Raw genomic sequence first — 25802 nt, 5'->3', positions numbered from 1 at the left:
ACGGTGCTGAGTGCGGTGGCCCTGTGGGCGGCCAGGATTGAAGATCAGTTGGATGACTCTTAATGAACCCAAAGCTTTCTGCTGTTTTACAGGAACGGCCTGAGTTGGAACTGGCCATTGAGGTGAGTGTCTCAGGGCAGTTCTGCGAACTTTTCGGTCGCGATGGAAAGTTACTTCGGCGTTACGCTGTTTCAACAGCGGCCGCTGGGGTGAACGCAAACGAGGGCAGCTTTGGTACGCCTCCCGGTTTGCATCGCATTGCTGAACGTATTGGCGAGGGCGTCGACAAAGGTATGTGTTTTGTTGGGCGGGTGCCCACAGGTGAAATGGCGGATATCGAAGGCTCACCCCCCGATTGCCGCACCGAAGGCGATTTTATTCTCAGTCGTATTTTATGGCTGGAAGGTTTAGAGCCTGGATTAAATCATGGTGAGGGTATCGATTCCCGTCAGCGTTATATTTACTTTCACGGTACCAATGAGGAATACCTGATTGGCAAAGAGGCCTCCCACGGTTGCATTCGGATGAATAACGACGATGTGATCGAGTTGTTTGATCAGGTTGTTGTAGGGACACCCGTATACATTGCCCCGTAGATGAAGGGGACTTCCATAAAAAAGGCGCTCCGGGTGAGCGCCTTTTTTAGATCCTGTGCAGACGTTTAGTTATCTATGCCGCTGGAGCGATATAAATGGTTGATGCTTTCTCTGGCTTTTGGTCATCGTGATCGTCATCCGTGGAGTGAGTGTCCTGCTTAGGCATACGGCGCAGGATTTCTGCGATCACATCGCTATTGTTACGGGTTTTGATAAAGTAGCTGCTCTTGTTTAATTGAATCAGCAGGCCTTTGCTGAAGATGCCCCAATGAAAGATACGACAAGGGAAAGCTTTCCAACTGAATAAGGTTTGGAACAGGTGCTTTTCTTCCACACTGTGAATGTCTTCATAGCGGTAGACATTACTGCGGTAACTTAGGCATTTCACTCGCCAGTGATCTTCTGCGAGCATCAGTTTTCTTGGGACTCTCGCTGGAATATTCAAAATAACAATGGTGGCCAGTGCAGCCAATAACATATCCCAGGCGGTATTGAGCCAGTAGGAATCTACGCTAGACACCAAATGCAGTTGTACATATTGCGCACTGACCGCCATGGCTTGTATCAGTAGAAAGCTGGCGCAGACAAAAGCAATAAAAGCCACAATACTGACTGCTGGGCCGTACAGGACTTTACGAACATAGAGATGTTGATGTAAATCCAACGGCTTGATCAGAAAGTGTCTACCTAAGCTGAAACTCAACAGAATGGTGGCGATCATAATGCCGATGCTGGCGATGGGCCATATCGGGCTGGGGCGCTGGGTTCGGGTAATGCTGAGATCTTCTTGAATGTTGGTTTGCATCCAGTTGGCCAGCTCTTGAGGCGTAGCGGCTTTGGCAAATTGATAGAGGTCGGGAATAGAATCGCCAATCAGGTTTCGGTCATAAAAAATGGAAGATACCCAACTGCTGATGCTCCAAGCCGTTTGATGATCGAGTAACAGGGCATCCATAACTTTTTTGCGCAGGGTTTCAAATTGTGCTTCTGGCATGCGGCCATCGCGCAGCTGCTGGTAGACCTTTTCAATATACGCAAGCGCTTCGACCTCGAAGTCCGGATCAAAGTTGCCGTTGCTGATCAAGCGGCCGTGACCCTGAACAATGTGAAAGCTGACACCAACCCCATAAGTCGCCTGGCGATTTTTGCGCAGTTCGGTATTCAAATCGTTGTGGAGCAGGGCGCGCAAAAACCAAAGCCATTGCACATCGTTGCGATCCAGGTCGGGAATATAGTGTCGCAGCTCATGCACATGGCCGCGGCGGTTTGAAAAGGTAAATTGGCGGCGTTCACCGAAATTGGGTTTGGCGGCGGCGTAGGTTTGGATGTGTTCGCCGTGGGGGGCTACTTTAGCAAAATGCTCATCGATGTAAGCTTTCAGTGCGTCACGAGGAAAATTGCCGGCCAGCATGATGGTCATGTTTTGTGGACCATAGTAACGATCGTAAAACGCCTGGATGTCTTTGGTTTCTGTCGCGTTGACATCATCCCAGGTACCGATGAGGCGCTGGTGGGGAATGTCGAGCCCCAGCATTTGTGTCCATTCGTCTTTCTGGCGTGACCAGTCTGGATTGATAAACCAGCGATTGATCATTTCCAGTGGGGTTTCCGGTTTCAGGTCGCGTTCGAGAATAACGGCTCGGCGTTCTTCATTCACATGCTCATCGATAAACTGATGGTCGAAGAGCAGTTGCCCAAACCAGTCGATACCGAATTCCCATTCCTGGTCGGGCAGCTCCAGCCAGTAATCGGTGCGCTTGACGGTGGTGCTGGCATTGTTTTGTCCGCCCCGCTCATCCACCAGTTTTTCAAATTCGGCCTTGCTGTAGCCTTTGGAGCCGGTAAAGAGCATATGCTCGGTGAAGTGTGCCAGGCCGGTTCGGTTTTCTGGGTCGTGCCAGCCGCCCACGGGCAGGGTCATGCGGAAGGTAACCAGTTCGGACTTGGGCATTGCCTTGAAGTAGACCTGCAATCCGTTGGGGTAACGCCAGCTCTCTATATTGGCGAATGGGCTTTCTGTGTCTTCCAGATTGTGGGTGAGTGTCTGTGCCTCGCTTAAATCTGTGCTGCTGGCCTGAGAGGTGGGAGTGTCGGCAAAGGCCGGCAAGCACAACGCGAGCAACAGCCCCAACAGACCGTCGAAGTATCGCTTTGCGGAAAATGATGAATGGCTAGAGCTATTGGGGCGCATATCCTTATAAAACCTTAATTCGACTTCCACGATAGAGTGTATAGAGCGATATAGTTGCTTATTTGACCTTCTATGCGCCAATAGTTGCAAATCCAACCGCCAAAAGCTCTAAGACTAAAGTGCTAGCTTTGCCTTGGCCATTACCCTTGGTCGAATTTAATAAGCATTTGCTTAATAAATGTACAGTTAAAGTTTGAATCCTGAGGTTTTGTTGCCTGTGATCTTTTGCAGGTCGGCACTGAGTTTGTCGACGTATTGCTGATAAGGGCGGCTCTGCTCTAGGCCATTGGGCAGGTTTTGCAGGCATTGCACCATGAGTTGGTAGGCCTCAACGATGAGTCGTTTATCCTGACACTCTTTATGGAAGTTCTTTAACAGCAAGGCGGCTTGCTTATGGTCGCCCATTTCCTGCAGGTGTTCGGCGAGTTGGAGACGCAAGCTCATTTTCTGGGGGCGGTAGTCAGGAATCAGTGTTTTGATTTGCTGAAAACGACTGCCAATTTTGTAGTGCTGTTCGGTGGCAAACAATTGGGCGAAGTAATCTTCCGAGAATTTGGCCAGACCGTTGAGGTTTCGGGTTTCCAATAACAAATTCAGCAGTCGATCTGCCAGCTCTCGGTCTTTGGGAGTACGACTCAATTGCGCCTGCATGAGATGACTGGCACCCTGGTAATCGCCATCTTTGAGCAACATACCCAATTTTGCATTCAGGCGTTGATGATCGCTTCGTTGGTTCTTTTTGTCTTCCTGCTCCTGTGCTGTGATGCCGAGCTTGTCTTGGTATTGAAAGACGACATAGCCCATTAAATGAAACATGACCACGGAGTAGTAATTGGAAATCAGAGTGGAGCTGATTTGTCCTACGGTTGAGAATTGTTCGCCAATCATCCAGTGGATCAGACCTACTGAGCTCATCATCATGAACAATAAAATCAGCAGTATGAAATACGCTGGGCCGATAGCGCCCATAAGCTCAAGATGACGGCCCGGGTTAATAGCCTGACTGAAATCTTTATTAATCGCCAAAATCATAAACGCCGCAGGGAGAGCGGCGGTGATAAAAATTACCCAGAGAATCGCGGCGGTGGCGCCCAGAAAGTGTGCGAGAGCAATGGTGCTGCCGACAGATAACAGCAACAGGCCGATGATCTGCAACAGGATTTGCAAGCCGCCACTGCTGGCTTTGCTGATATCAGGTGCCGTCATATCGCCATGGGCCGTTTGTTCGAGGCAGAAGAAACAGTATTTATATAAGAAGGCGAGGGCAATCAAACTGACAAACGGAACGTATAAGCCAATCAAACTGATGACTGCAACAATGAGTAACGCCGTGATCGATTCTTTACCCAGTGCGTATTGAAATGCTTTGCCGATTCGTCGCCAGAAAGGCTCGGCAGTATGGGCAGAGCCTAATGACGTTAAAACACCTTTACACAAAAAACACTGAGACGAATGGTCATCAAAACTGTCGCTGTCATTGCTGCAACTCCGGCAGGCATGGTAGTGACACTGCTCACAGTAAAAGGCGGCGGGTTCACAAGGGTGATATCGACAATAACTCATAAGCTGCGCTGCAGTTGTTGTTCAAGGGCTTGTTCAAATTTCTGGGCTTTGCCCGGGTTTTCACATTGGTGATAAAACACCGCAAGACGACCGAGCAGCTTGGTGAGCATCGGCTCTTTACTGTCGTTCTTAAACAGCTCGATCGCGATGAGTTCGGCATTATCGTTGTACTCGGCATCCAACAGTCGCATGGCAAACTGGCTGCGAGACAATTCATCCATTTGGTGGCGTTCCTTATCGCTGAGTCGTTTCCATAATGTGAGTTGTCGGCTGAGAAGTTCCGGGTCGCGCTGGCTGCGTTTCAGGTAGTCGATATTGGCGTTGAGCCAGGCCGGGTCTTTATTGAGTGACATTAAATTAATGGCAATGAAGTCGCTTTCCGCGCAGGTGCCGTGTTCTTTTTGATGCTCAATAACGGCTTTGTGTGCCGCACGGAATTGAATGGCTTCTATTTTTTGCAGGATTGCTTGCAGGCTTTCCCGACGTGGGTCCTGACCGGGTTCTTCCTCCAGGAACTCCTCGTCGATGCTTTCCGGCTTTTGCCATTGGATCAGCGCCAATAGGGCCGCGCCACAAATAAAGCCACCGACATGCGCCATATACGCGACCTGGCTGTTGTCCGAGAAAAAGTACTGCAGTAGTTCTTTGGCAATATACAGTGGCAGAATATACAGCGCTGCGGCTCGAAAATAGCCGATGAAAACAAGTACCCAGTAAAAGAACTCGATTTTTTTTAACCGAAACAGCATGAGGTACATGGCCATGACTCCGGAAATTGCGCCGGATGCCCCAACCAGTGGAACGCCGCCACGGCTGGAGATCACTTCAATACCACTGTAAATCAAACCCGCACCGACACCGCTGACGATATACAACAACAGAAAGCGCAGTGGCCCCAATGCCGCTTCGACTGCAAAGCCACAAATAAACAGGAATAACATATTGCCCAGTAAATGCAGGATGTCGCCATGCAAAAACTGATGGCTGAATACTGTAATCAAGCTGCTGTGTTGTGGAATCAAGCCAAGTTCAATACTGCTGATGCCAGCAATGTTGCGTTCAATGTTCGGGCGCAATTGATCCCAACTGGCTATTTTGTCTTTGGGAATCCATTCGTGGCGGTGCTTGCTGAGATAGGCCAGGAAGTCGCGATCCAGCAATATCACCTGGCTAAGGTTTTCCGGGTCTTTGTCGAATTCGTCACTCAGTTGGTCATACAGCTCTGGGTCGCCTTGCAATATGCCGTTCTGTTTACGGTAGTTCAGGTACGCGGCGGCTTCAAACTGAGCAAACTCATTACGTTCGTAGAGTTCATAGGCGCGCAGGTATTTACTTTGATCGCCGCTTTGATAAAACGCGAAGACGGCGATGTTGATCAAGATGAGGGCTATAACGGCTATTGGGGGGCGGCGCCAGTCAATCGGTTTCTCTGTTGGGATTATTATCATGGCTCGTTTGCTTTTGCTGTGTCCGTCATGGCAAAAGCGCTAGCTTAGCAAGCCATTGACTAAGAAACAAAGTGCAATAAAGGACGATGTTAATCAGCCGGCATTTTAAGCATGAGCGGGAATTGAAGGGAGGGGGTTTACCGTAGAATAGTACTCGAGAATTATCGGGTTGAGCGGGTGCTTAGCAGGTATTGCTTCGGGAATACCTGCTGGTTTGAGTGGGCGATGTTTATTTACATCCGTGTTTCTCTTTCTTTATAGGAGACAGAATTAAAAATCGTCGAAACCGGTAAAGCTGTCGGGCTCGATAGAGGCCAGGGGGTTTCCGCCGTCCATGGGGACCATTACTTCGTCACCGACATAGCTGTCTTCCTGGCTCATTTCATAGCCGGCTGCGGCATCTTCCGGTGCTTCGGCCGGGCCTACCGGCAATTGCTGCCAAGAATCCATATCGTATTCACCCAGTCCGCCGTCGGCGTACTGTATTTCGATGGTTGCCGCGTGTTCATCAATGGCTACCACTTCAAAAATCTGTCCCAAGGCTAGGTCGTTATACCAATCACCAATGATTGGGAGTTGATTTGCCATTGTATATTACCTCCGAACGTACATATTTCTTGCGATTGCTAACGGTTATGGGTAACAAAGCTTTGCTTGATCAAATTCTTATTGCTTGATGCGCAAAATACCACGGTGGGGCGGCTTGTACAGTGTTTGAGGTCATGACTTTAAGCGCCATATTTTGATCTTAATCATGGCATTTGTGATGGCTTGCTCTAATTGATTCATTTTGTTGAAGTTTTAATTGCGGGAAAAAATCGGGCCAACAGTGTTTAAAAATTAACGTTCTATGCAGGAATCTGTACATAATAAGATTGTCTAAAAAATAGGCATTTTGACGTGTGGCGGTTCAAGGGAAATTAAGAATTGCACTTGTGCGCAAGGCGTTTCCTGCGCAACGCGGAGCCCTTGACAAGGGCAGGGCAGCTCAGTATTTTCGACTCCTTGTCTGTCGAAAAACTGGAAAGGCTGAATGGCCCAAAAAGAAACCGTAGAACGCATTCTCGATGCCGCGAGCGTTCTATTTGCCGAGCGGGGCTATGCGGAAACCTCTCTGCGCACCATAACAACAGCCGCTGGCGTCAATCTGGCTTCTGTGAATTATCATTTTGGTTCTAAAAAAGCACTGATCCAGGCGGTCTTTGCGCGTATTTTGGATCCCTTCTGCAAGCAACTGGCCTGCAATCTCGAGGAACTTCAAGGCAATGATCAGGTTGAGGTGGAAGCCCTGTTTCGCTGCTTGTTTAGCACTCTGATGCAGACGGTTGCCGCGAAACCTGGCCTGAATCAGGCGGAGCAGGTGTTGGAGTTACAACGCTTTATGCGGCTGCTGGGGATGGCCTATACCCAATCACAGGGGCATCTGCGCCGGTTTATTGTCAGTCAGTATGGTGATCTGTATCGGCGTTTCCTGAACCTACTGCGTGAAACCCTTCCGGGAATGAATCCGGTGGACTTTTACTGGCAACTCTATTTCCTGCTGGGAGCGACCGTGTTTACACTTTCCAGTATCGATTCCATTCAAGGCATTATTGAAGACAACTTTGCGGAGCACAGTGGCGTTGAACGCGCACTTGAATTGTTAATTCCTACCTTAACCCGAATGATGCAAATTCCGGCTTCACCCGCAAGCCCGGAGGGCATAGCCCCTTAATTCGGTCTACCTATTTTAATGAGATGTTGATTTGACGAAAGCAGCAATGGGCCCCGGTCCTTTAATGATGGATGTCGCCGGACTGGCGCTGACGCAAGAAGATATTCACTTCCTGCAACAGCCCTGTGTTGGCGGCCTGATTTTATTCAAGCGTAATTACGCTGACCGCGCACAACTGTGTCGTCTTGTGGAAAGCATTCGCGAACAGCGACCGGATATTATTATCGCCGTGGACCAGGAAGGTGGGCGCGTTCAGCGTCTGCAAGACGATGGTTTCAATCGTTTGCCACCCATGCAGAGTTTGCGTGACCGCGCACGTTCCTCCGATCATATTGAGCAAGAAGCGGAACAATTGGCGTACCTGATGGCCAGTGAAGTTTTGGCTTGCGGCATCGATATCAGCTTTGCGCCCGTGTTGGATGTGGATGACTGTTTTTCGAGCATCATTGGTGATCGCTCTTTTTCGGATAATCCCGACGAAGTAATCCGTTTGGCGGGTGCCTTTATGCGAGGTATGTCGGCGGCGGGAATGGCGACCACCGGTAAGCATTTTCCGGGACACGGTGCGGTCCAGGAGGACAGCCACTTGACCCTTCCTGTGGACGATCGCCCTTGGGCCGACATCGCTGAGCGCGATTTGGCGCCATTCAAGACGCTGCTAAAACAGCTGGATGCGGTGATGCCTGCCCATATTATTTTCAGTCAGGTCGACGATCAGCCTGTGGGCTTTTCAAAACATTGGCTGCAGCAACGACTGCGCCAGGATCTGGGCTTCGATGGGGTGATTTTCAGCGATGATCTGAGTATGGAAGGGGCTGTGCAGGCGGGCAGTTATGCCGATCGTGCCCACGCTGCGTTGGATGCCGGCTGTGACATGGTACTGGTTTGTAATAATCGGGAGGGTGCCCTGGAGGTTGCCCGCTCTCTGGAAAGCTACGAGTTTAGCGATAAGAGCCGGGCACGCTTGCAGAGAATGCTGGCTCGTCGTCAGTGGCAATGGAATGATTTGAAAGCGGATAAACAATGGCAAGCTGGTGTCAAAGTTGCCGAAGCGCTGTTGGCGTAAGCGGCCGAGTCATCGTCTAAGTACACGGCATTTATCACTATTTAACTCGGGCCCAGGCGAGTGGCCCGAGACAAGACCACATCAAAGGATTAAAGGCTAATGATTCACTCTGCAGTATCCGTCCCGGATTGGCTGTCTGAAATTACCGGGCGGGAGAACACTTGGATTGTTGAAGTATTTATTATTGTTCTCGCGACTCTGTTGGTCGCTTTTGTGGCCCGCATCATTTTCAACCGCCTGATGGCCCAGGCGGCTAAGAGTAAAAACCTGTGGGATGATGCGCTTATCGAAGCTGCGCAGAAACCTGTACGCTGGTTGATTTGGCTGATTGGCTTGTGCTGGGCGATGGAGATTTCTGCCAATCAGTCCGAAGTGAATTTACTGCAAGCGGTCGGCCCAATTCGTGAGGTCGGTGTGGTTGCGGTCATCGCTTGGTTTTTGGTGCGCTTTATCAGTCGTGCCGAGAAAAATCTGACCGATCCGGAATACACACATCAACCTCTCGACCAAACCACCGTTACTGCCATGGGTAAGTTGCTGCGGGTGTCGGTGATCATCACGTCGGTGTTGGTTGTGTTGCAAACCTTGGGTTACAGCGTGTCAGGTGTGTTAGCGTTCGGCGGTATTGGCGGTCTGGCGGTTGGTTTTGCTGCAAAAGATCTTCTGGCCAACTTTTTTGGTGGTTTGATGATTTACATGGATCGCCCCTTTAAGGTGGGTGATTGGGTGCGTTCACCGGACAAAAACATTGAAGGCACAGTGGAAGACATTGGCTGGCGCCTGACGCGCATACGCACTTTTGATAAGCGTCCACTGTATGTGCCCAATTCTACGTTTACCCAGATCTCTTTGGAAAACCCATCGCGCATGTTGAATCGTCGAATCTATGAAACGATAGGGATTCGTTATGACGACGCGGCCAAGGTTACGGTCATCGTAAATGATGTAAAAGCGATGCTGGAGAGTCACGATGAGATCGATCACGATCAAACATTGATGGTGAATTTCAATGCCTTTGCGCCATCGTCTCTGGACTTCTTTGTTTACACCTTCACCAAGACGGTGAATTGGGCGCACTATCATGAAGTTAAGCAGGATGTGCTGCTGAAAATTCTCGATATTATTGCGGACCATGGCGCGGAGTGTGCTTACCCAACCTCAACCATTCATTTAAATGCCATTAGTGCGGAGCCTCCGGTAGGACAGTCTTGATATGAAACTGGTGGATAAAAAGCTGCAGGCGGTTTGGGATAACGCAGAATGCTTGCACAGTGCCGAGGCTCTTGAACAAGGTGTGCAGAGTATGGCCTCGCGTATTCGAAAGACGCTGCACGATCAGAACCCCTTGTTGCTGTGTATTATGAATGGTGGTCTGGTGACTTGTGGGCAGCTGCTGCCGTTGCTGGATTTCCAATTGCAGTTGGAATACGTGAATGCAGCTTCGGGACCGAGTGGCACCCAGGAAACCCGTTGGCCTGCGTTGTCGCAAATTTCAATCGAAGGGCGCAGTGTTCTCTTGCTGGATGATATTTTTGATCTTGGTAACAGTCTGCATTCATTGCAGGAATACTGTGTGGAGCAGGGTGCCAGTCGCGTTATGACTGGGGTTTTGGTTGAGAAGCGCCACTCGCGTGATAAAAAAGACATCGCCATCGACTTTCACGCGGTAACCGTGGGGGATCGATTTATTTTTGGGGCGGGCTTGGACTATCAGGGTTATTTGCGCAACGCCCCTGGTATTTACGCCGTCGCTAAAAGCAAATAAAACCTCGTCTGAATTTCCCTCTGGCAATACACGTAGGTATACCTGTGAGTTTGAATATTGATGCTGAGTTGCTGGCGGCCTGCCGCCAGCAAACCGTACAAAAACCGGAAACCCTGTCCTTGGCTGTCATTGGAGGTTCCGGTCTCGATAATTACCCAGGGGCGGAAACCGTCGCGGAAATCAGCGTGCAGACACCCTATGCCGAAGCGCCCTTGAAGGTTAAGCAAATACGTTTAGCGAAGGCGGGCGGCGCCATTATTTACTTTCTTCCTCGGCATGGCGTCAGCCACACTGTGGCGCCTCATTTAATTAATTACCGTGCGAACATCTGGGCGCTGAAAGCCTTGCAAGTCGAGGAAATAATCGCGGTCAATGCGGTCGGTGGTATTTCAGACGCACTGCCTCCTGGACGCCTGGCGTTGCTCAATGATGTTATTGACTATAGCCATGGACGCGAGGGGACCTTTTTCGATGGGGTTCACTATCCTCTCGATCATATTGATTGTTCTCAATTGTTTCATCGAGGCTTGAATCAGAGTCTGGCCGAGATCAGCGGCCTGTCAACCGACAATTGTTATGCCTGCACTCAGGGGCCCCGTATCGAAACACCGGCTGAAATTCAACGACTCAAACGAGATGGTTGCGATGTGGTGGGTATGACGACGATGCCGGAAGCGGCGCTTGCCGCTGAAGCTGAAATTCCTTACGCCGCGATTGCGATGATCGTGAATTGGGCGTCAGGTCTCAGCGATGAAATGATCACCATGGAAGACATCTATTCACAGTTAATTTCCTGCACTGAGGAAGCTCGCGACATTATTCAGTCCCATTGCGTTAAGTCGCTGAGTTATAGGGCAAAACACCAATAATGAGTACTAGACAATCAATAATAAATAAACTAAAAAGTACTAGTCGCCACAATCCTTGTGGATTTTTACGGGATTTTGGCGCCAGACGGAAGTGTTATCGCCGCCGCAGGGTTGTTTAAGCTCCGTCTTGGCTTGATGTACGATCAGCGTAAAGCTGGCAATGCCAAGGGATACGGCGGAGGTAAAAAGCTAGTTATTATTAGTTTAAAGGAAGGGTGGTTAGGAATGTCTGATCGTGCAAATGGTGTAGTCAAGTGGTTTAACAATGCACGGGGCTATGGCTTTATTACAAGGGGAGAAGGTAGTGACGATGTGTTTGTGCACTACCGGAGTATTCGTGGCGAAGGGTATCGATCTCTAGCTGAAGGTCAAAAAGTGGAATTTGATCTTCAAGATGGCGACAAGGGACTTCAAGCCGAAGACGTTGTTTGCCTCTAAGAATCTCCAGCGGATTCACATCGCGCTATGATCCGCCTCGGCAGTTCATAGCGCTCGAAACGGAGTAAGGCTCTACGCCGGATTCAATGCGGTGGCCGTGGTTTGATCTGCCGCGTTTGGATTGGTTGTAGGTTGCTCAGTGGGTATTGCTTGTTCTGTGGGAATTGCCTGCTCGGCCGGAAGGCTGGGAAGTAGGCTGTTGTCGTAAGGCCAGACAGGCGCGTCAATCGGCGTGAGCTGAATCAGCAAACCGAAAGCTGGGTGGTCAATGTAGTGGATTTCGCCACTGCGCATACGGCGTTTTTGTTTGAGCTGTTCAATACTGCGCACAATGTAGTTATTGCTGGGGTTGCTTGCGTACACACTATCGTTTTGATCTTGCCTGCCGAACTCATTCGTTTCCGGTAAACGATTTTCAATGACGGCTTCTCGAAATGGGGAAGGGCGCTCCGGCAGACTCAACCAGCGACCATAATCTTCTTCCTGAGCAAAACCAAACTGACTCAGCCAGATGTTGGTGTCTATGTGTAGATAGCGAGAGCGGCTCAGCTGAATATAACCTTCCAGTTCCTGTTGCTCACCAAAACGTTCCCCACCGTGAATGACGATATTGTGCTGCTTTTGTTGAGGAGGCAGTTGCAGGTTCCAGCGCTTATGGAACAACACGCGTTGATTCTTGCTGCGTGCCAGACTGCCGGCTTGAGCGTTTAAACCCTGCTCCGCTTTGGGGCTGCTGACCACAAAGCGGCCAGGGATCAATTCTTTTTTGACGACGGGCTCTTGGCTGAGAGCGGTGTTATTCAGCGCGGGATTGTCGGCCACAGAGTTGGCTTGCGCGTCAAGTGTTTGGGCGGCGTTGTTCGGGCCTGCACTCATATCCGCAACCGTTTCAGCGTCGAGAACGGTCATGCTGTTTTTCGGGTAGCTGAGGGCTAAGCGTTCCATATTCAAGGGAAGCTCGTTCTGATTGATTTGCAGGCGCTTAAAGGCGATGACTTCAACGGCATACCAGTGCTCCTGCTCGGTCTCTGCACTTTGGGCAAGCGTCACCTCAGCCAGGCTGAACGCCAAGAGGCAACTTAGGGCTTTGCGGGTTAGCTTCATTGAATGTCATCCTTAGGGATCGTTAATCGTTAGCTTATGACCTTAATCCGGTCGATCAGTTTCGAGTTCGGCGCTTATTACGCCGGCTTCCCACTCAAACTGCTAAGTAACTGTTCTATGGTGTTGATTCGAGTTTCTGTATTGTCCAAGTCCAGGCTGAACCGTAACTGATTGGCCCCATTGAGTTTAAACTTCTGAGGCTGCTGTTGCACCATGTTCACGATGGTAATGGGGTCAACTTGGGTCTGGCTCGCAAATTCGACCAATCCACCTTGACTGCCGGCTTCCAGTTTTTCAATGCCGAGGTCGGTGGCTTTTAACTTCAACTCTGTGACTCGGAACAGATTTTTGATGGCATCCGGTAACAGGCCAAAGCGGTCGATCATTTCAACTTGCAGTTCGCGCAATTGCGCACTGTTTTCCGCACTGGCGATACGTTTGTATAAAATCAAACGGCTGTGTGTGTCAGGCAAATAGTCTTCGGGAATCAGTGCCGGCACGCGGAGGTTGACGTCAACTTGGGTGTCCAAAGGATCTTCAATGTTGGCGGTCTCGCCGCGTTGAATGGCTTTGACAGCACGATCGAGCATATCCATATACAGGGTAAAGCCCACCGCATGCATCTGACCACTTTGATCGTCACCGAGGAGTTCACCCGCGCCGCGAATTTCCAGATCGTGTGTGGCCAGGGTGAAGCCGGCACCCAAATCCTGGGCGTTGGCAATGGCTTCAAGACGTTTTTGAGCGTCTCGGGTCATCGCCTTTTTATTGGGTGTCAGGAGATAGGCATAGGCCTGGTGGTGGGAGCGACCCACGCGGCCACGCAGCTGGTGTAATTGTGCAAGGCCAAATTTGTCGGCACGATCAATGATAATGGTGTTGGCATTGGGGACATCAATGCCGGTTTCAATAATCGTGGTACACAGTAAGACGTTAAAGCGCTTGTGATAAAAGTCGCTCATGACTTGTTCGAGTTGACGTTCGCGCATCTGTCCGTGGCCGATAGCAATGCGAGCTTCGGGAACCGCGGCGGCGAGATCATCAGCGACTTTCTCGATGGTTTTCACTTCGTTATGCAGATAATAGACTTGGCCGCCACGCAGCAATTCTCGAAGAATCGCTTCTTTTACCAAACCTGAATCGCTCTCTCGCACAAAGGTTTTGACCGACAGTCGTTTAGCGGGAGGCGTGGCGATGATGCTCAGGTCGCGGATGCCTGACATGGCCATGTTCAAGGTACGAGGGATGGGTGTGGCGGTCATGGTCAGGATGTCCACCTCGGAGCGCAGGGATTTGAGTTGCTCTTTCTGGCGCACGCCAAAGCGGTGTTCTTCGTCAATAATCAACAGGCCCAGTGATTTGTAGTTCAAGCCGGCTTGCAGAATTTTGTGGGTGCCGATTAAGATATCGACATTGCCATCGGCCAGTTTCTTTTCGACATCCTGGGTTTCTTTGCCGCTGCGAAAACGAGAGATCACTTCGATGTTCACCGGCCAATCGGCAAATCGGTCTTTAAAATTTTCATAATGTTGTTGGGCGAGCAGGGTGGTGGGCACCAGCATAGCCACCTGTTTGCCAGAATGAACAGCGAGAAAAGCAGCGCGCATTGCGACTTCGGTTTTACCGAAGCCTACGTCACCACAAACCAATCGGTCCATGGCTTTTTCTTGGGTCATATCGCTGAATACTGCTTCGATGGCCGCAATCTGATCAGGTGTTTCTTCAAAAGGGAAGCCTGCCGCGAAATCGTCAAAGGCGTCTTTCGGGTCGCGGAATTTAAAACCTTTACGGGCGGCACGGCGTGCGTATATGTCCAGTAGTTCGGCGGCCACGTCGCGGACTTTTTCGGCCGCTTTGCGTTTGGCTTTCTGCCACTGCTCGCTGCCCAGTCGGTGCAACGGCGCCAGAGATTCTTCGGCACCATTGTAGCGAGCAATGAGATGCAGATTGGCTACGGGCACATAGAGCTTGGCTTCGTCGGCGTATTCCAGCATCAGGAATTCATCGCTTTGACCATCGGTGTGAATGGTTTGCAAACCACGATAGCGACCCACACCATGATCGATATGCACCACCGGCGCGCCAATGTTCAGCTCGGCCAGGTTTTTGACAACAAAATCGCTGTGCTCGGTTTGCGCTTTGCGACGTCGTCGGGTTTGTTGAACACGTTGGCCAAACAGTTGGGACTCGCAGATGACGCTGACGTTTTCCTGGCCCAGCACAAGGCCGCGATCCAGTGGTGAAACGATAATGGCGAGATCGGCGTCGCTGTCGACAAATTCCTGCCAGCTTGCCATCTCTTCAGGCTGTAATCGGTTTTTGCGAAGCAGATCCAGTAACGATTCTCGGCGCCCGGCAGACTCGGCACTGAACAGTACACGATTATCGTCTTGCAATAAAAACGCTTCCAGGGCGGTGAGTGGGTTTTCCGCTTTGGCATTGACCGGCAACTCAGGTGGCTGGCGGCAGGCGAATTCAATACTGCTTGATGATTGTTTGTCAGGGTTCAATTCAATGCGAGGGTAGTTTTTTAATTCCGCAAACAATTCCCCAGCACTTAAAAACAGCCGTTGTGGGTTCAATAAAGGGCGTTCAATGTCTCCCCGACGACTCTCATAGCGGTCGCTGATGTCACGCCAGAAGTTTTCACTGGCTTGGTGGCAGGGGCCACTGAGTAAACAGAGGGTGTTGTCCGGCAGGTAGTCGAACAGACTGGCACACTCATCAAAAAACAGAGGCAGATAGTATTCAATACCGGCGGGGGCAATGCCCGCGGCAATGTCTTGATAAATACTGCAGGCTTTGGGGTCGCTATCGCTGAATTCTTCCGTCCAACGTTGGCGGAATTGGCGTAATGAGGCGGCGTCAACAGGAAACTCCTTGGCGGCCAGCAGCTCAACTTTTTCAACTCGATCCTGGCTGCGTTGGGTTTCCGGATCAAAGCTGCGCAGTGAGTCCACTTCGTCATCGAAGAGATCGATACGGTAGGGAACCGGTGAACCCATGGGAAAGATGTCCAATAGCGAGCCCCGTACGGCGAACTCACCGTGCTCGTACACGGTATCCACGCAAAGGTAGCCAGCTTCCTGCAAGAGCTTACGCTGCTGTTCAATGTCAAAGCGTTGCCCGACTTTTATATAGAGGCTGGAGGCGCTTACAAAGCTGGTCGGAGCCAAACGATGCATCAGGGTCGGCATGGCGCAGAGAACAATGCCTTTTTGCAATTGTGGCAGGCGGTAGAGGGCGCTCAGACGCTCGGAAATAATATCCTGATGCGGGGAAAAGTTGTCGTAAGGCAAGGTTTCCCAGTCGCCGAAGTGAATGATGGTTTGTGTAGGCGCGTAGAACGCGATCTCGGCTTCCAGCTGTGCGGCTTCGGCACCACTGTGGCAAATAACCAGAAGGGGGCCACGGTGTTGTTCCGCGCAGCGGCTGATGGCCAGTGCGCCTGCTGAACCGTGCAGGCCCTGCCAATAGAGGCTCTGGGTCTTGCTTGCCTCGATAGGGGGGTGTAGGGGGCTGATGCGTTGGTTCATGCTGGTATCTCTTAACATTCGCTCGCTGCTGACATTGTATTCCCTGCGTGCGCGGTTTGACCTTGGGTGTTTAGAAGGCGCTCGCAAGGCATCGTGGCGCGCTATTGTAACCAGTTTATGAAAAGGGACCAGAGTATCCATTAGAATTATGGCCAGCATTCGCCATTGTCCCTTGCGGAAGAAGCATTGAATCACGATAATAGCGCCCACTCACGAGCCCAGCTGCTGGGGGTGGGACGCCAAAGGATTGGATGTGGCAACTTTGTTCAACCGTCACTGGCGCTGAATGCGCTGGTTCAACTAAAGGTAAGTACCGTGAATCGACCTAAGCCGGACGACTACTTTAAAGATTGGAAAGAGCGCGAAGCGCTGGCCGAGGCCATGATCCCAATGATCGGCCGTTTAAACCGTGAAAAGAACATCGGCATTTATATGTATGGCCGCTCTTTGGTAAACCGCTCTGTCATCGACATCATGAAGTCGCACCGTTTTGTGCGTCAGGTTGAATCCAACGAATTGTCTGAATTTGAAAGCTTCCCGATCCTGGAAGCCGTTTGCGCTATGAATCTGGGCCCTGCCCACATTGATCTGGGTAAGATCACTGTCGCCTACATGAAAGAAGGTGGCCCAATGGAGCAGGGCGTTAGCGCTGCTGATTTTGTTGCGCAGGAATTGTCTGGTCTGGTGGGTTCCAATGAAAAGCCTTTGCCTGAATCACAAGACGTTGTGCTATACGGTTTCGGCCGTATTGGCCGCTTAGTAGCACGTTTGCTGGTCGAAAAGGCCGGCAGTGGTGATGTGATGCGTTTGCGCGCGATCGTTGTGCGTAAGGGCAGTTCTCCCAACGACCTGGTTAAGCGTGCCAGCCTGTTGCGTCGTGACTCGGTTCACGGTTCTTTCAAAGGCACCATCCGTGTTGACGAAGAGAATAAGTCTCTGGTTCTTAACGGTAACGAAGTTAAGGTGATCTACGCTAATTCCCCAAGCGAAGTGGATTACACCGAGTATGGCATCAACAATGCGATCGTGGTTGATAATACCGGGGTATGGCGTGATGAAGATGGTCTGGGTCAGCACGTTGCTTGTAAAGGTGCTTCCAAGGTTATCCTGACCGCACCGGGTAAAGGCAACATCAAGAACATCGTATACGGCATCAATAACCACGATATCAAGCCTGAAGACAAGATTCTGTCTGCGGCTTCCTGTACGACCAATGCCATTGTGCCGGTTCTGAAATCCATGATGGACGGCTTCGGTGTGAAGCACGGCCACGTTGAAACGGTACACGCCTACACCAATGACCAAAACTTGATTGATAACTACCACAAAGGCGATCGTCGCGGTCGTTCGGCGGCACTGAACATGGTGATCACCGAAACTGGTGCGGCAAAAGCGGTTGCCAAGGCGTTGCCAGAATTGGCGGGTAAATTAACCGGTAATGCGATTCGTGTTCCTACGCCGAATGTGTCCATGGCTATTCTGAATCTCCAGCTGGAAAAAGAAACCACGGCTGAAGAGGTGAATGCCCATATGCGTGAAGCGGCGCTGCACTCGCGTTTGCAGCAGCAAATCGACTACACCAACTCACCTGAAGTGGTGTCGACTGATTTTGTCGGCTCACGTCATGCTTCTGTCTTCGATTCAGAAGCCACGATTGTTGATGGTAAGAGTGCGGTGTTGTACTGCTGGTACGACAACGAGTTCGGTTACAGCTGTCAGGTATTGCGTTGCCTGGAAGATATGGCTGGGGTGAACTACAACATGTACCCTAGAACCTGATCTCTCAGGTAATGTAAAAACCGGGGCATGCCCCGGTTTTTTTATGCCTGTAGATAGCTGTTGCTCACCGGGCAGGCGAGTGGTGAAAGGCTTCGTGGCTTTTGTTTGGGTGAATAATGACCGCTTTGTCGAAAATTCGACATTTCCCAGCTATCCCCTTCTTTTTTACTTAAAAAAAGGCGAAAACTTTGCTCTTAAGCTGGCAAGCTACTCGTGGCCTCTTTATAATTGCGCCGTTTTAGTTCTATGCAGCTAAAACCCGCTGAAAAATCAGTATCTTGCTCTGGGAAAATGATGCTTTAGGTGTCATTTTGCTGAAAATGCAAGCATCTCGTGCGAAATATGAGGTTTCTACTAAACTGGTAAGGATTCAATTTGCCCAGCTATGGGAGTTCGCGGGCAATTAGGATGAGATCCTAAGGTATTGGCAAATGTTGGAAGTGGGCTTGAGACCAGACCAAACCGACATTGGTTCCTTAAATTACCGGATTAAATAGAGATTCCACGAGAATAAAAAGAAAGAGTTCGCGACGACAACAAAAGCAACAGTCGCCCAGACCGTCTGAAACAGCCGGTTTGAAACAGAATTTAAAGCAGCAGCCGTTTGATGTAGTAGCCCAGTAGGCTTTTAGTGCTTTTACGTAAAGCATCTTCACTATCACAGACGCGCTTGCCGCCGGTTTGCTTAACGCGCAAACCTTATGCTCAGGGACTGTACGGGTGCCGGGCACAGAATACATAGGCTGAGTTGCGGTCGATGCTTAAAAGGTGTCGCATAAGACGACTTGGCCTATCCACTTTTCTTTTAAGTGATTAGGCAGAGACGTATGATAAATATCCGTCGGGGACTCGATCTACCCATAACTGGGGCTCCCGAGCAGACCATCCATGATGGTCCGTCTATTCGCTCTGTCGCCGTAATTGGACCTGACTATCATGGTATGAAACCCACCATGGCAGTCGCGGTTGGCGACAAAGTGAAGCTTGGGCAGCTGTTATTCACCGATAAAAAGACCGAAGGCGTGCGCTACACAGCGCCGGCTGCTGGTACCGTGGCCGCGATTAATCGCGGAGCACAGCGTATGTTGCAGTCGGTGGTGATCGATGTAGAAGGCGATGAAGCAGAAAGCTTCGCCAGCTACAGCGTTGAGCAATTGTCTTCCCTGACTGAAGAACAGGTGAAAGATAACCTGAACGACAGTGGTCTTTGGGTGGCACTGCGCACCCGTCCATACAGTAAAGTACCTGCATTGGACAGCGCACCCAATTCCATCTTCGTAACGGCTATGGATACTTCTCCATTGTCCGCAAACCCGGAGGTTATCATTCGCTCTCAGCGCGATGATTTCGTTAACGGTTTGACCGTGCTGTCGCGTTTGACCGCAGGCAAGGTTTACGTGTGTAAGGCTTCCGGTGCGGATGTACTGACCGGCAACAGCAGTCGTGTTGAAAGCCATGAATTCTCCGGTGTACACCCCGCGGGTAACGCCGGTACGCACATTCACTTCCTTGATCCGGTGAGCGCCACCAAAACGGTGTGGACGATCGGTTATCAGGACGTTGTTGCCGTAGGTAAGTTGTTCACTTCCGGCCAGATCAGCACCGATCGTGTGATTGCCTTGGCGGGCCCAGGTATTGAGCAGCCACGTTTGATTCGCACCCGTTTGGGCGCCAATACAGACGAGTTGACGGCTGGCCAATTGAAAGCCGGTGAGCAGCGTGTGGTTTCCGGTGGTGTATTCGGCGGTCGAACAGCACGTGGTGCCTACGCCTATTTGGGGCGTTACGCGAACCAGATTGCCGCTTTGCAGGAAGGTGATGGCGAGCGCGAATTCATGCATTACCTTCGCGCCGGTGTGAATAAGCATTCCACTTTGGCGTTGTATATCTCTAATCTGATGAAGGGCAAGTTGTTTGACTTCACCACGTCAGCAAATGGCTCTGAGCGTGCCATGGTGCCTGTTGGTGCGTATGAAAACATCATGCCTCTGGATATCTTGCCGACCCAATTGCTGCGAGCCCTGATTGTGGGTGATACCGATATGGCGCAGAAGCTGGGTGCTTTGGAGCTGGATGAGGAAGACTTGGCGCTGTGTACCTATGTGTGCCCAGGTAAGTACGAGTATGGCCCCATCTTGCGTGACAACTTAACGCTGATTGAGAAGGAGGGTTAAGTATGTTGAAAAAGCTATTAGACGGCATGTCCCCCCATGTACATCCGGGTGGCAAGTACGAAAAGTGGTACGCCCTCTGGGAAGCGGTTGATACCGGCTTCTTCAAACCCAAAGACGTAACCAAAACGACGGCTCACGTGCGTGATCATATCGATCTGAAACGCATCATGATCACCGTATGGATCTGTACCTTCCCAGCGATGATTTGGGGAATGTACAACGTTGGCTTCCAGGCTAACACCATTATGGCCGATATGGGCATTACGGAAGTTGAGGGTTGGCGCGGTGCCTTGATCGCGTTGTTCGCCAGTCACGATGCCGCGAGCATCTGGGACAATTTGGTGCACGGTGCGGCTTACTACTTGCCTATCTACATGACGGTGTTCGTTGTGGGTGGTTTCTGGGAGGTACTGTTCGCAATGGTGCGCAAGCACGAAGTGAACGAAGGCTTCTTCGTAACCTCGGTATTGTTCTCACTGACCTGTCCTCCAAGTTTGCCATTGTGGCAGGCCGCTTTGGGCATCAGCTTTGGTGTGGTTATCGCCAAAGAAGTCTTCGGTGGTACGGGTAAAAACTTCCTTAACCCAGCTCTCGCGGGTCGTGCTTTCCTGTTCTTCGCTTACCCTTCTTATATGTCGGGCGACGCGGTTTGGGTTTCCGTTGACGGTTACACCGGCGCAACTGCACTGTCTGTCATGGCGAGCGGCGGCGTTGAGACTGTTGTAAACAACGGCCTGAGCTGGATGGACGCATTCCTGGGTAAGATGCAGGGTTCCATTGGTGAAACCTCGACCTTGGCCTTGATCATTGGCGGTGGTGCGTTGCTGGTGATGCGAATTGCCGCATGGCGAATCGTGGCGGGTGTGTTGGTTGGCTCATTGATCATGACCATGATCTTTAATGCGATCGGCTCCGACAGCAACCAGATGATGAATGTGCCGTGGCACTGGCATGTGGTCGTCGGTGGCTTTGCCTTTGGTTTGTTCTTTATGGCAACCGACCCGGTATCCGCATCCATGACTAACACTGGTAAGTGGATCTTCGGTGCATTGATTGGTGTGATGGTGATTCTGATTCGTGTGGCAAACCCTGCTTTCCCTGAAGGCATGATGTTGGCCATCCTGTTCTCCAACCTGTTTGCGCCTCTGATCGATCACTTTGTGGTGCAGGCAAATGTTAAGCGGAGGTTGGCACGTGGCTAATAACGATACTATTAAGAAGACGCTTATTGTTGCACTGTCCTTGTGTATTGTTTGTTCGATCGTTGTATCGACAGCGGCGGTGGTATTAAAGCCATCTCAGGATGCCAATAAGCAATTGGACTTCAACAAAAACATTTTAGCGGCAGCCGGTTTGTTAACCGATGGCGCCGATGTTAATGAGTTGATGAAAAAAGTAACGCCTAAGCTGGTTGATCTGAGCACAGGCAAGTTCGTTTCTGCTGACGATGTTGAAGGCATTGTGAGTGTTGATGCTTACGACCAGAACAAAGCTGCGAAAGACCCGGCTCTGTCTGAAGCTCTGAGCGGTGACAACGATCCTGCAAAAATCTTGCGCAAAGAAAAATACGCCAAGGTTTACATGATCAATGGCGACGGCGGTCAGCTGGAAACCATCGTACTGCCAGTGAAGGGCTACGGATTGTGGGGCCAGTTGTATGGCTTCATGGCTCTGGGTTCTGATTTGAATACTGTCGTCGGTGTGGGCTTCTACGACCACAAAGAAACTCCGGGACTGGGCGGCGAAGTTGACAATCCAAACTGGAAAGCCAGTTGGGTTGGCAAAAAAATGTACACCAGTACTGGCGATGTTGCGCTGAGAATTCTGAAGGGTAAAGCACCTTCCGGTTCTGAAAGTGAAATCGACGGTCTTTCCGGTGCCACTCTAACCACTCGCGGTTTGGACAATCTCTACCGCTACTGGTTGGGTGAAAGTGGTTATCGTCCGCTGTTAAACAATTTGCAAAAAGGGGAGGCCTAAGCCATGAAAGCAAAAGAGCTTTTATTTACCCCAATTATCCAGAATAACCCTATTGCTCTGCAGATCCTGGGTATCTGTTCAGCCTTGGCGGTTACGGGTAGTTTGAAAGTAACGCTGGTTATGTGTGTGGCTTTGACCACCGTAACGGCGTTTTCTAACTTGTTTGTGTCTTTGGTGCGTAACCACATTCCAAACAACATTCGAATCATCGTGCAAATGACCATTATTGCTTCTTTGGTAATCGTGGTTGATCAGGTGCTAAAAGCCGTCGCGTATGACGTGTCCAAGCAGCTGTCTGTATTCGTTGGTTTGATCATCACTAACTGTATTGTGATGGGTCGCGCTGAGGCCTTTGCCATGAAAAATGGTGCAGGCGCGAGCTTCCTGGACGGCTTGGGTAACGGTTTGGGCTATTCGGCTCTGCTGATTGCCATCGCTATCCCGCGTGAGCTGTTCGGCGCTGGTAAGCTACTGGGCTTCGAAATTCTGCCATTGGCCACCGAAGGTGGTTGGTACGTTTCAAATGGCCTGTTGCTGTTACCACCGTCCTCATTCTTCATTATCGGTCTGATCATTTGGGGTATCCGTGCTTATGATAAAGCGCAGGTAGAAGAGCCCGACTTTAAGATTTCGCCGAACACGAAGCCTGCGGAGGCCTAATCATGGAACATTTTATCAGTTTGTTTGTTCGCTCGATTTTTATCGAGAACATGGCTTTGGCGGCGTTCCTGGGGATGTGTACCTTCCTGGCGATCTCCAAAAAGGTTGAAGCAGCGATTGGTCTCGGTGTTGCGGTTATCGTTGTACTGGCGATTACTGTACCGGTTAACAACATCCTTTATACCTACTTGCTGTCTGAAGGCGGCCTGTCCTGGTTGGGCGAAGACTACGCCAGTGTCGACCTGAACTTCCTGAGCTTGATCACCTTTATCGGTGTGATTGCGGCGATGGTTCAGATTCTGGAAATGGTGTTGGATAAATTCTTCCCGGCGCTGTACAACGCATTGGGTGTATTCCTGCCACTGATTACGGTGAACTGCGCCATCATGGGTGCAAACCTGTATATGGTTGAGCGTAGCTACAACTTCAGTGAATCCGTTGTATTTGGTGTTGGTTCTGGTGTGGGCTGGGCGTTAGCGATTGCTGCCCTGGCTGGTATTCGCGAGAAAATGAAATACTCCGACGTGCCCGATGGTCTACAAGGCTTGGGTATTACCTTTATCACCGTTGGTTTGATGTCGTTGGGCTTTATGTCCTTCGGCGGTATCAGCTTGTAAGGAGCAGCCAGTATGAATCTGACTATTATACTTGGCGTTGTGATGTTCACCGTGATTGTTATCGCGTTGGTGTTCATCATTCTTGGCGCCCGCGCGAAGCTGGTAAATTCCGGCGATGTAAACATTGAAATTAACGGCGAAAAAACCCTGACAGTGCCAGCGGGCGGCAAATTGCTGCAGACCTTGGCCGGCAACGGTTTGTTCCTGCCGTCTGCCTGTGGTGGCGGTGGTACTTGTGCACAGTGTAAGTGTGTGGTGAATTCCGGTGGTGGCTCTATGTTGCCAACCGAAGAATCACACTTCACCAAGCGTGATGCCGCGGAAGGCTGGCGTTTGTCCTGCCAAACTCCGGTTAAGCAGGACATGGTTATTGAAGTGCCCGAAGATGTGTTTGGTGTGAAGCAGTGGGAATGTACTGTGGAATCCAACCCGAACATGGCGACCTTTATTAAGGAATTGACCTTGAAGTTGCCAGAAGGCGAAAACGTAGACTTCCGTGCCGGTGGTTACGTTCAGCTGGAATGCCCGCCACATCACGTGAAATTTTCTGACTTCGAGATCGAAGACGAATACCGCGGTGACTGGGAGCATTTTGGTTTCTTCAATCTGGAATCCAAAGTGGATGAGCCGGTAATCCGCGCTTACTCCATGGCGAACTACCCAGAAGAGAAAGGCGTTGTGAAGTTCAATATTCGTATTGCAACTCCACCGCCACGTACCGAAGGTTTGCCACCAGGTCAAATGTCTTCCTACGTGTTCAGCCTGAAGCCAGGCGACACCATTACTGTGTACGGTCCATTTGGTGAGTTCTTCGCTAAAGATACCGAAAACGAAATGGTGTTCATCGGTGGTGGTGCGGGTATGGCGCCCATGCGCTCTCACATCTTTGACCAGCTCAAGCGTTTGAAATCCAAGCGTAAGATGAGCTTCTGGTACGGTGCGCGTTCATTGCGTGAGATGTTCTACGACGATGAATACGACATGCTGGCCAATGAAAATGAAAACTTCGAATGGCATGTGGCCTTGTCTGATCCTCAGCCGGAAGACAATTGGGATGGCCTGACGGGCTTCATTCACAATGTGCTTTACGAGCAGTATTTGAAGGATCATCCCGCTCCAGAAGATTGTGAGTACTACATGTGTGGGCCTCCAATGATGAACGCAGCGGTGATTGCCATGCTGAAAGATTTGGGCGTTGAGGATGAGAACATCCTGCTTGATGACTTCGGTGGTTAATCGATGATGGCATTATCCAATGTGGTAAATGCCTACAGGAAGAGGCCAGCATTGCTGGCCTTCTTCTGTTTGGGCTCTGCGCTTTTTCTGTCGTCTTGTGGCCAGAAAAATGAGCCTTGGCGTTACAGTGGTCCAACAATGGGCACTCAGTATCACGTGACTGTGGTACCGAAAGAATCATTGCGGTGTACTCAGGCAGAGATGGACGAGCGTATTCGCCAGAGCCTGGAGCAGACAAACCAGCAAATGTCCCACTATCTCGACAATAGTGAGTTGAATGAATTAAGCCGCTTGTCCGTAGGTGAAAGTGTTACTATCTCTGCGGATATGGAAAAGGTTTTGCGCCTCAGTGAACAGCTGTACACGCTGAGTGATGGTGCTTTTGATATTACCGTTGGCCCTTTGGTGAATCTATGGGGTTTTGGGCCGAAGTCTTCACCGGAAGACGCCGTTCCCAGTGAGGAACAAATTCGCGAGGCTATGGCCCTTGGCGGTGGCGACAGTCTGAAGCTAAGCGGTAGCCAGTTCAGCAAGAGCAAGGCCGTTGAACTGAATTTGTCTGCTGTAGCTAAAGGTTATGGGGCTGACAAGGTGGCTGAGGTTTTGGATGCCTGTGGTTCTCAAGATTATTTGGTGGAAGTGGGTGGCGAGTTGTTCCTGAAGGGATTAAGTCCACGGGGCAGCACCTGGAAAATTGCCATTGAAAGGCCAGGCAACAGTCTGGCCGGGCAAAGCATGCAACGCTTGTTGGAAGTGAGCAACAAAGGCGTAGCAACGTCTGGTGATTACCGAAACTATTTTGAAAAAGACGGTGTGCGTTATTCCCACACCATTGACCCGAGAACCGGCAAACCCATCACTCATGCTTTGGCGTCTGTTACGGTTTTGGCGCCGAGCTCAGCTGAGGCCGATGCCTGGGCGACGGTGATTACCGTGGTTGGGCCGGAAGAGGGAATGCGCTTGGCCGAGCAGGAACAACTGCCGGTGTTTATGTTGGTGAAAACCAAAAGCGGATTCAAAGAACGTTATTCCAGCGCCTTTGCGACCTATGTCCAATAGCGCGACA

The 25802-nt window shown here is 50.6% G+C and carries 21 protein-coding genes; 15 read left to right on the top strand and 6 right to left on the bottom strand.

Translation table 11 applies throughout. The features are described from left to right. Nucleotides 1-62 precede the first annotated feature (62 nt). The gene (locus ABWW03_RS11160; RefSeq protein ID WP_353408368.1) at nt 63-596 is read left to right on the top strand and encodes a L,D-transpeptidase; all 534 of its coding nucleotides are present in this window, start codon (nt 63-65) and stop codon (nt 594-596) included. Nucleotides 597-669: 73 nt separating this feature from the next. On the opposite strand, the gene ABWW03_RS11155 is transcribed toward ABWW03_RS11160, so the two are convergent. The 4 genes from ABWW03_RS11155 to ABWW03_RS11140 all read right to left on the bottom strand — a co-directional run bounded on the left by ABWW03_RS11155 (nt 670) and on the right by ABWW03_RS11140 (nt 6386). Continuing rightward, nucleotides 670-2787 (bottom strand): M16 family metallopeptidase, encoded by a 2118-nt coding sequence (locus ABWW03_RS11155; RefSeq protein WP_353408366.1) that lies wholly within the window; start codon nt 2785-2787, stop codon nt 670-672. 186 nt (nt 2788-2973) lie between these two features. Beyond that, the gene (locus tag ABWW03_RS11150; protein WP_353408364.1) at nt 2974-4350 is read right to left on the bottom strand and encodes a hypothetical protein; all 1377 of its coding nucleotides are present in this window, start codon (nt 4348-4350) and stop codon (nt 2974-2976) included. Beyond that, the gene (locus tag ABWW03_RS11145) at nt 4347-5798 is read right to left on the bottom strand and encodes a rhomboid family intramembrane serine protease (protein ID WP_353408362.1); all 1452 of its coding nucleotides are present in this window, start codon (nt 5796-5798) and stop codon (nt 4347-4349) included. Before ABWW03_RS11145 ends, ABWW03_RS11150 begins: the two co-directional genes overlap by 4 nt. A gap of 270 nt (nt 5799-6068) precedes the next feature. Continuing rightward, nucleotides 6069-6386: a DUF6763 family protein gene (locus ABWW03_RS11140; RefSeq protein WP_353408361.1), complete on the bottom strand. Its 318-nt coding sequence runs from the start codon at nt 6384-6386 to the stop codon at nt 6069-6071. Between the two features lie 445 nt (nt 6387-6831). Here ABWW03_RS11140 and ABWW03_RS11135 point away from each other — a divergent pair, with 445 nt between their 5' ends. From ABWW03_RS11135 to ABWW03_RS11110, 6 genes are all read left to right on the top strand, one after another. Then, nucleotides 6832-7512: a TetR/AcrR family transcriptional regulator gene (locus ABWW03_RS11135; protein WP_353408359.1), complete on the top strand. Its 681-nt coding sequence runs from the start codon at nt 6832-6834 to the stop codon at nt 7510-7512. Between the two features lie 31 nt (nt 7513-7543). Further along, the gene (gene nagZ, locus ABWW03_RS11130; protein ID WP_353408357.1) at nt 7544-8578 is read left to right on the top strand and encodes a beta-N-acetylhexosaminidase; all 1035 of its coding nucleotides are present in this window, start codon (nt 7544-7546) and stop codon (nt 8576-8578) included. A 99-nt stretch (nt 8579-8677) separates the two neighbouring features. Beyond that, entirely contained in the window at nt 8678-9790 is a 1113-nt protein-coding gene (locus tag ABWW03_RS11125) for a mechanosensitive ion channel family protein (RefSeq protein WP_353408355.1), read from the top strand. A gap of 1 nt (nt 9791) precedes the next feature. After that, entirely contained in the window at nt 9792-10343 is a 552-nt protein-coding gene (locus ABWW03_RS11120) for a hypoxanthine-guanine phosphoribosyltransferase (RefSeq protein WP_353408354.1), read from the top strand. A gap of 44 nt (nt 10344-10387) precedes the next feature. After that, the gene (locus tag ABWW03_RS11115) at nt 10388-11212 is read left to right on the top strand and encodes an S-methyl-5'-thioinosine phosphorylase (RefSeq protein ID WP_353408352.1); all 825 of its coding nucleotides are present in this window, start codon (nt 10388-10390) and stop codon (nt 11210-11212) included. A 225-nt stretch (nt 11213-11437) separates the two neighbouring features. Next, the gene (locus ABWW03_RS11110; RefSeq protein ID WP_166844650.1) at nt 11438-11650 is read left to right on the top strand and encodes a cold-shock protein; all 213 of its coding nucleotides are present in this window, start codon (nt 11438-11440) and stop codon (nt 11648-11650) included. A gap of 72 nt (nt 11651-11722) precedes the next feature. On the opposite strand, the gene ABWW03_RS11105 is transcribed toward ABWW03_RS11110, so the two are convergent. Both ABWW03_RS11105 and mfd read right to left on the bottom strand, forming a co-directional pair. Further along, nucleotides 11723-12754: a CsiV family protein gene (locus ABWW03_RS11105; protein WP_353408350.1), complete on the bottom strand. Its 1032-nt coding sequence runs from the start codon at nt 12752-12754 to the stop codon at nt 11723-11725. Nucleotides 12755-12831: 77 nt separating this feature from the next. Then, nucleotides 12832-16290, bottom strand: a complete 3459-nt coding sequence (gene mfd, locus ABWW03_RS11100; RefSeq protein WP_353408349.1) for a transcription-repair coupling factor — start codon at nt 16288-16290, stop codon at nt 12832-12834. Between the two features lie 381 nt (nt 16291-16671). Here mfd and ABWW03_RS11095 point away from each other — a divergent pair, with 381 nt between their 5' ends. From ABWW03_RS11095 to ABWW03_RS11060, 8 genes are all read left to right on the top strand, one after another. Then, entirely contained in the window at nt 16672-18069 is a 1398-nt protein-coding gene (locus ABWW03_RS11095) for a glyceraldehyde-3-phosphate dehydrogenase (RefSeq protein WP_435372755.1), read from the top strand. An 827-nt stretch (nt 18070-18896) separates the two neighbouring features. Then, nucleotides 18897-20243: a Na(+)-translocating NADH-quinone reductase subunit A gene (locus ABWW03_RS11090; RefSeq protein ID WP_353408345.1), complete on the top strand. Its 1347-nt coding sequence runs from the start codon at nt 18897-18899 to the stop codon at nt 20241-20243. Nucleotides 20244-20245: 2 nt separating this feature from the next. After that, nucleotides 20246-21445 carry an NADH:ubiquinone reductase (Na(+)-transporting) subunit B gene (locus ABWW03_RS11085; RefSeq protein ID WP_353408343.1) on the top strand — a complete coding sequence of 400 codons (1200 nt, stop codon included), beginning with the start codon at nt 20246-20248 and terminating at the stop codon, nt 21443-21445. Then, nucleotides 21438-22223, top strand: coding sequence for a Na(+)-translocating NADH-quinone reductase subunit C (locus tag ABWW03_RS11080; protein WP_353408341.1), 786 nt, complete (start codon nt 21438-21440; stop codon nt 22221-22223). The genes ABWW03_RS11085 and ABWW03_RS11080 overlap by 8 nt, the downstream gene beginning before the upstream one ends. Before the next feature lie 3 nt (nt 22224-22226). Then, nucleotides 22227-22883, top strand: coding sequence for an NADH:ubiquinone reductase (Na(+)-transporting) subunit D (locus ABWW03_RS11075; protein WP_166844663.1), 657 nt, complete (start codon nt 22227-22229; stop codon nt 22881-22883). 2 nt (nt 22884-22885) lie between these two features. Continuing rightward, nucleotides 22886-23500, top strand: a complete 615-nt coding sequence (gene nqrE, locus ABWW03_RS11070; RefSeq protein WP_166844665.1) for an NADH:ubiquinone reductase (Na(+)-transporting) subunit E — start codon at nt 22886-22888, stop codon at nt 23498-23500. 12 nt (nt 23501-23512) lie between these two features. Beyond that, on the top strand, nt 23513-24736 hold the full coding sequence (gene nqrF, locus ABWW03_RS11065; protein WP_353408339.1) for an NADH:ubiquinone reductase (Na(+)-transporting) subunit F: 1224 nt from the start codon (nt 23513-23515) through the stop codon (nt 24734-24736). 3 nt (nt 24737-24739) lie between these two features. Next, entirely contained in the window at nt 24740-25795 is a 1056-nt protein-coding gene (locus tag ABWW03_RS11060) for an FAD:protein FMN transferase (protein WP_353408337.1), read from the top strand. Nucleotides 25796-25802: the final 7 nt, after the last annotated feature.

Origin of the sequence: Pseudoteredinibacter isoporae (genome assembly GCF_040372805.1) — a bacterium.
Lineage (GTDB): Bacteria > Pseudomonadota > Gammaproteobacteria > Pseudomonadales > Cellvibrionaceae > Pseudoteredinibacter > Pseudoteredinibacter isoporae_A.
This window is presented reverse-complemented; position numbering and strand designations above follow the sequence as displayed.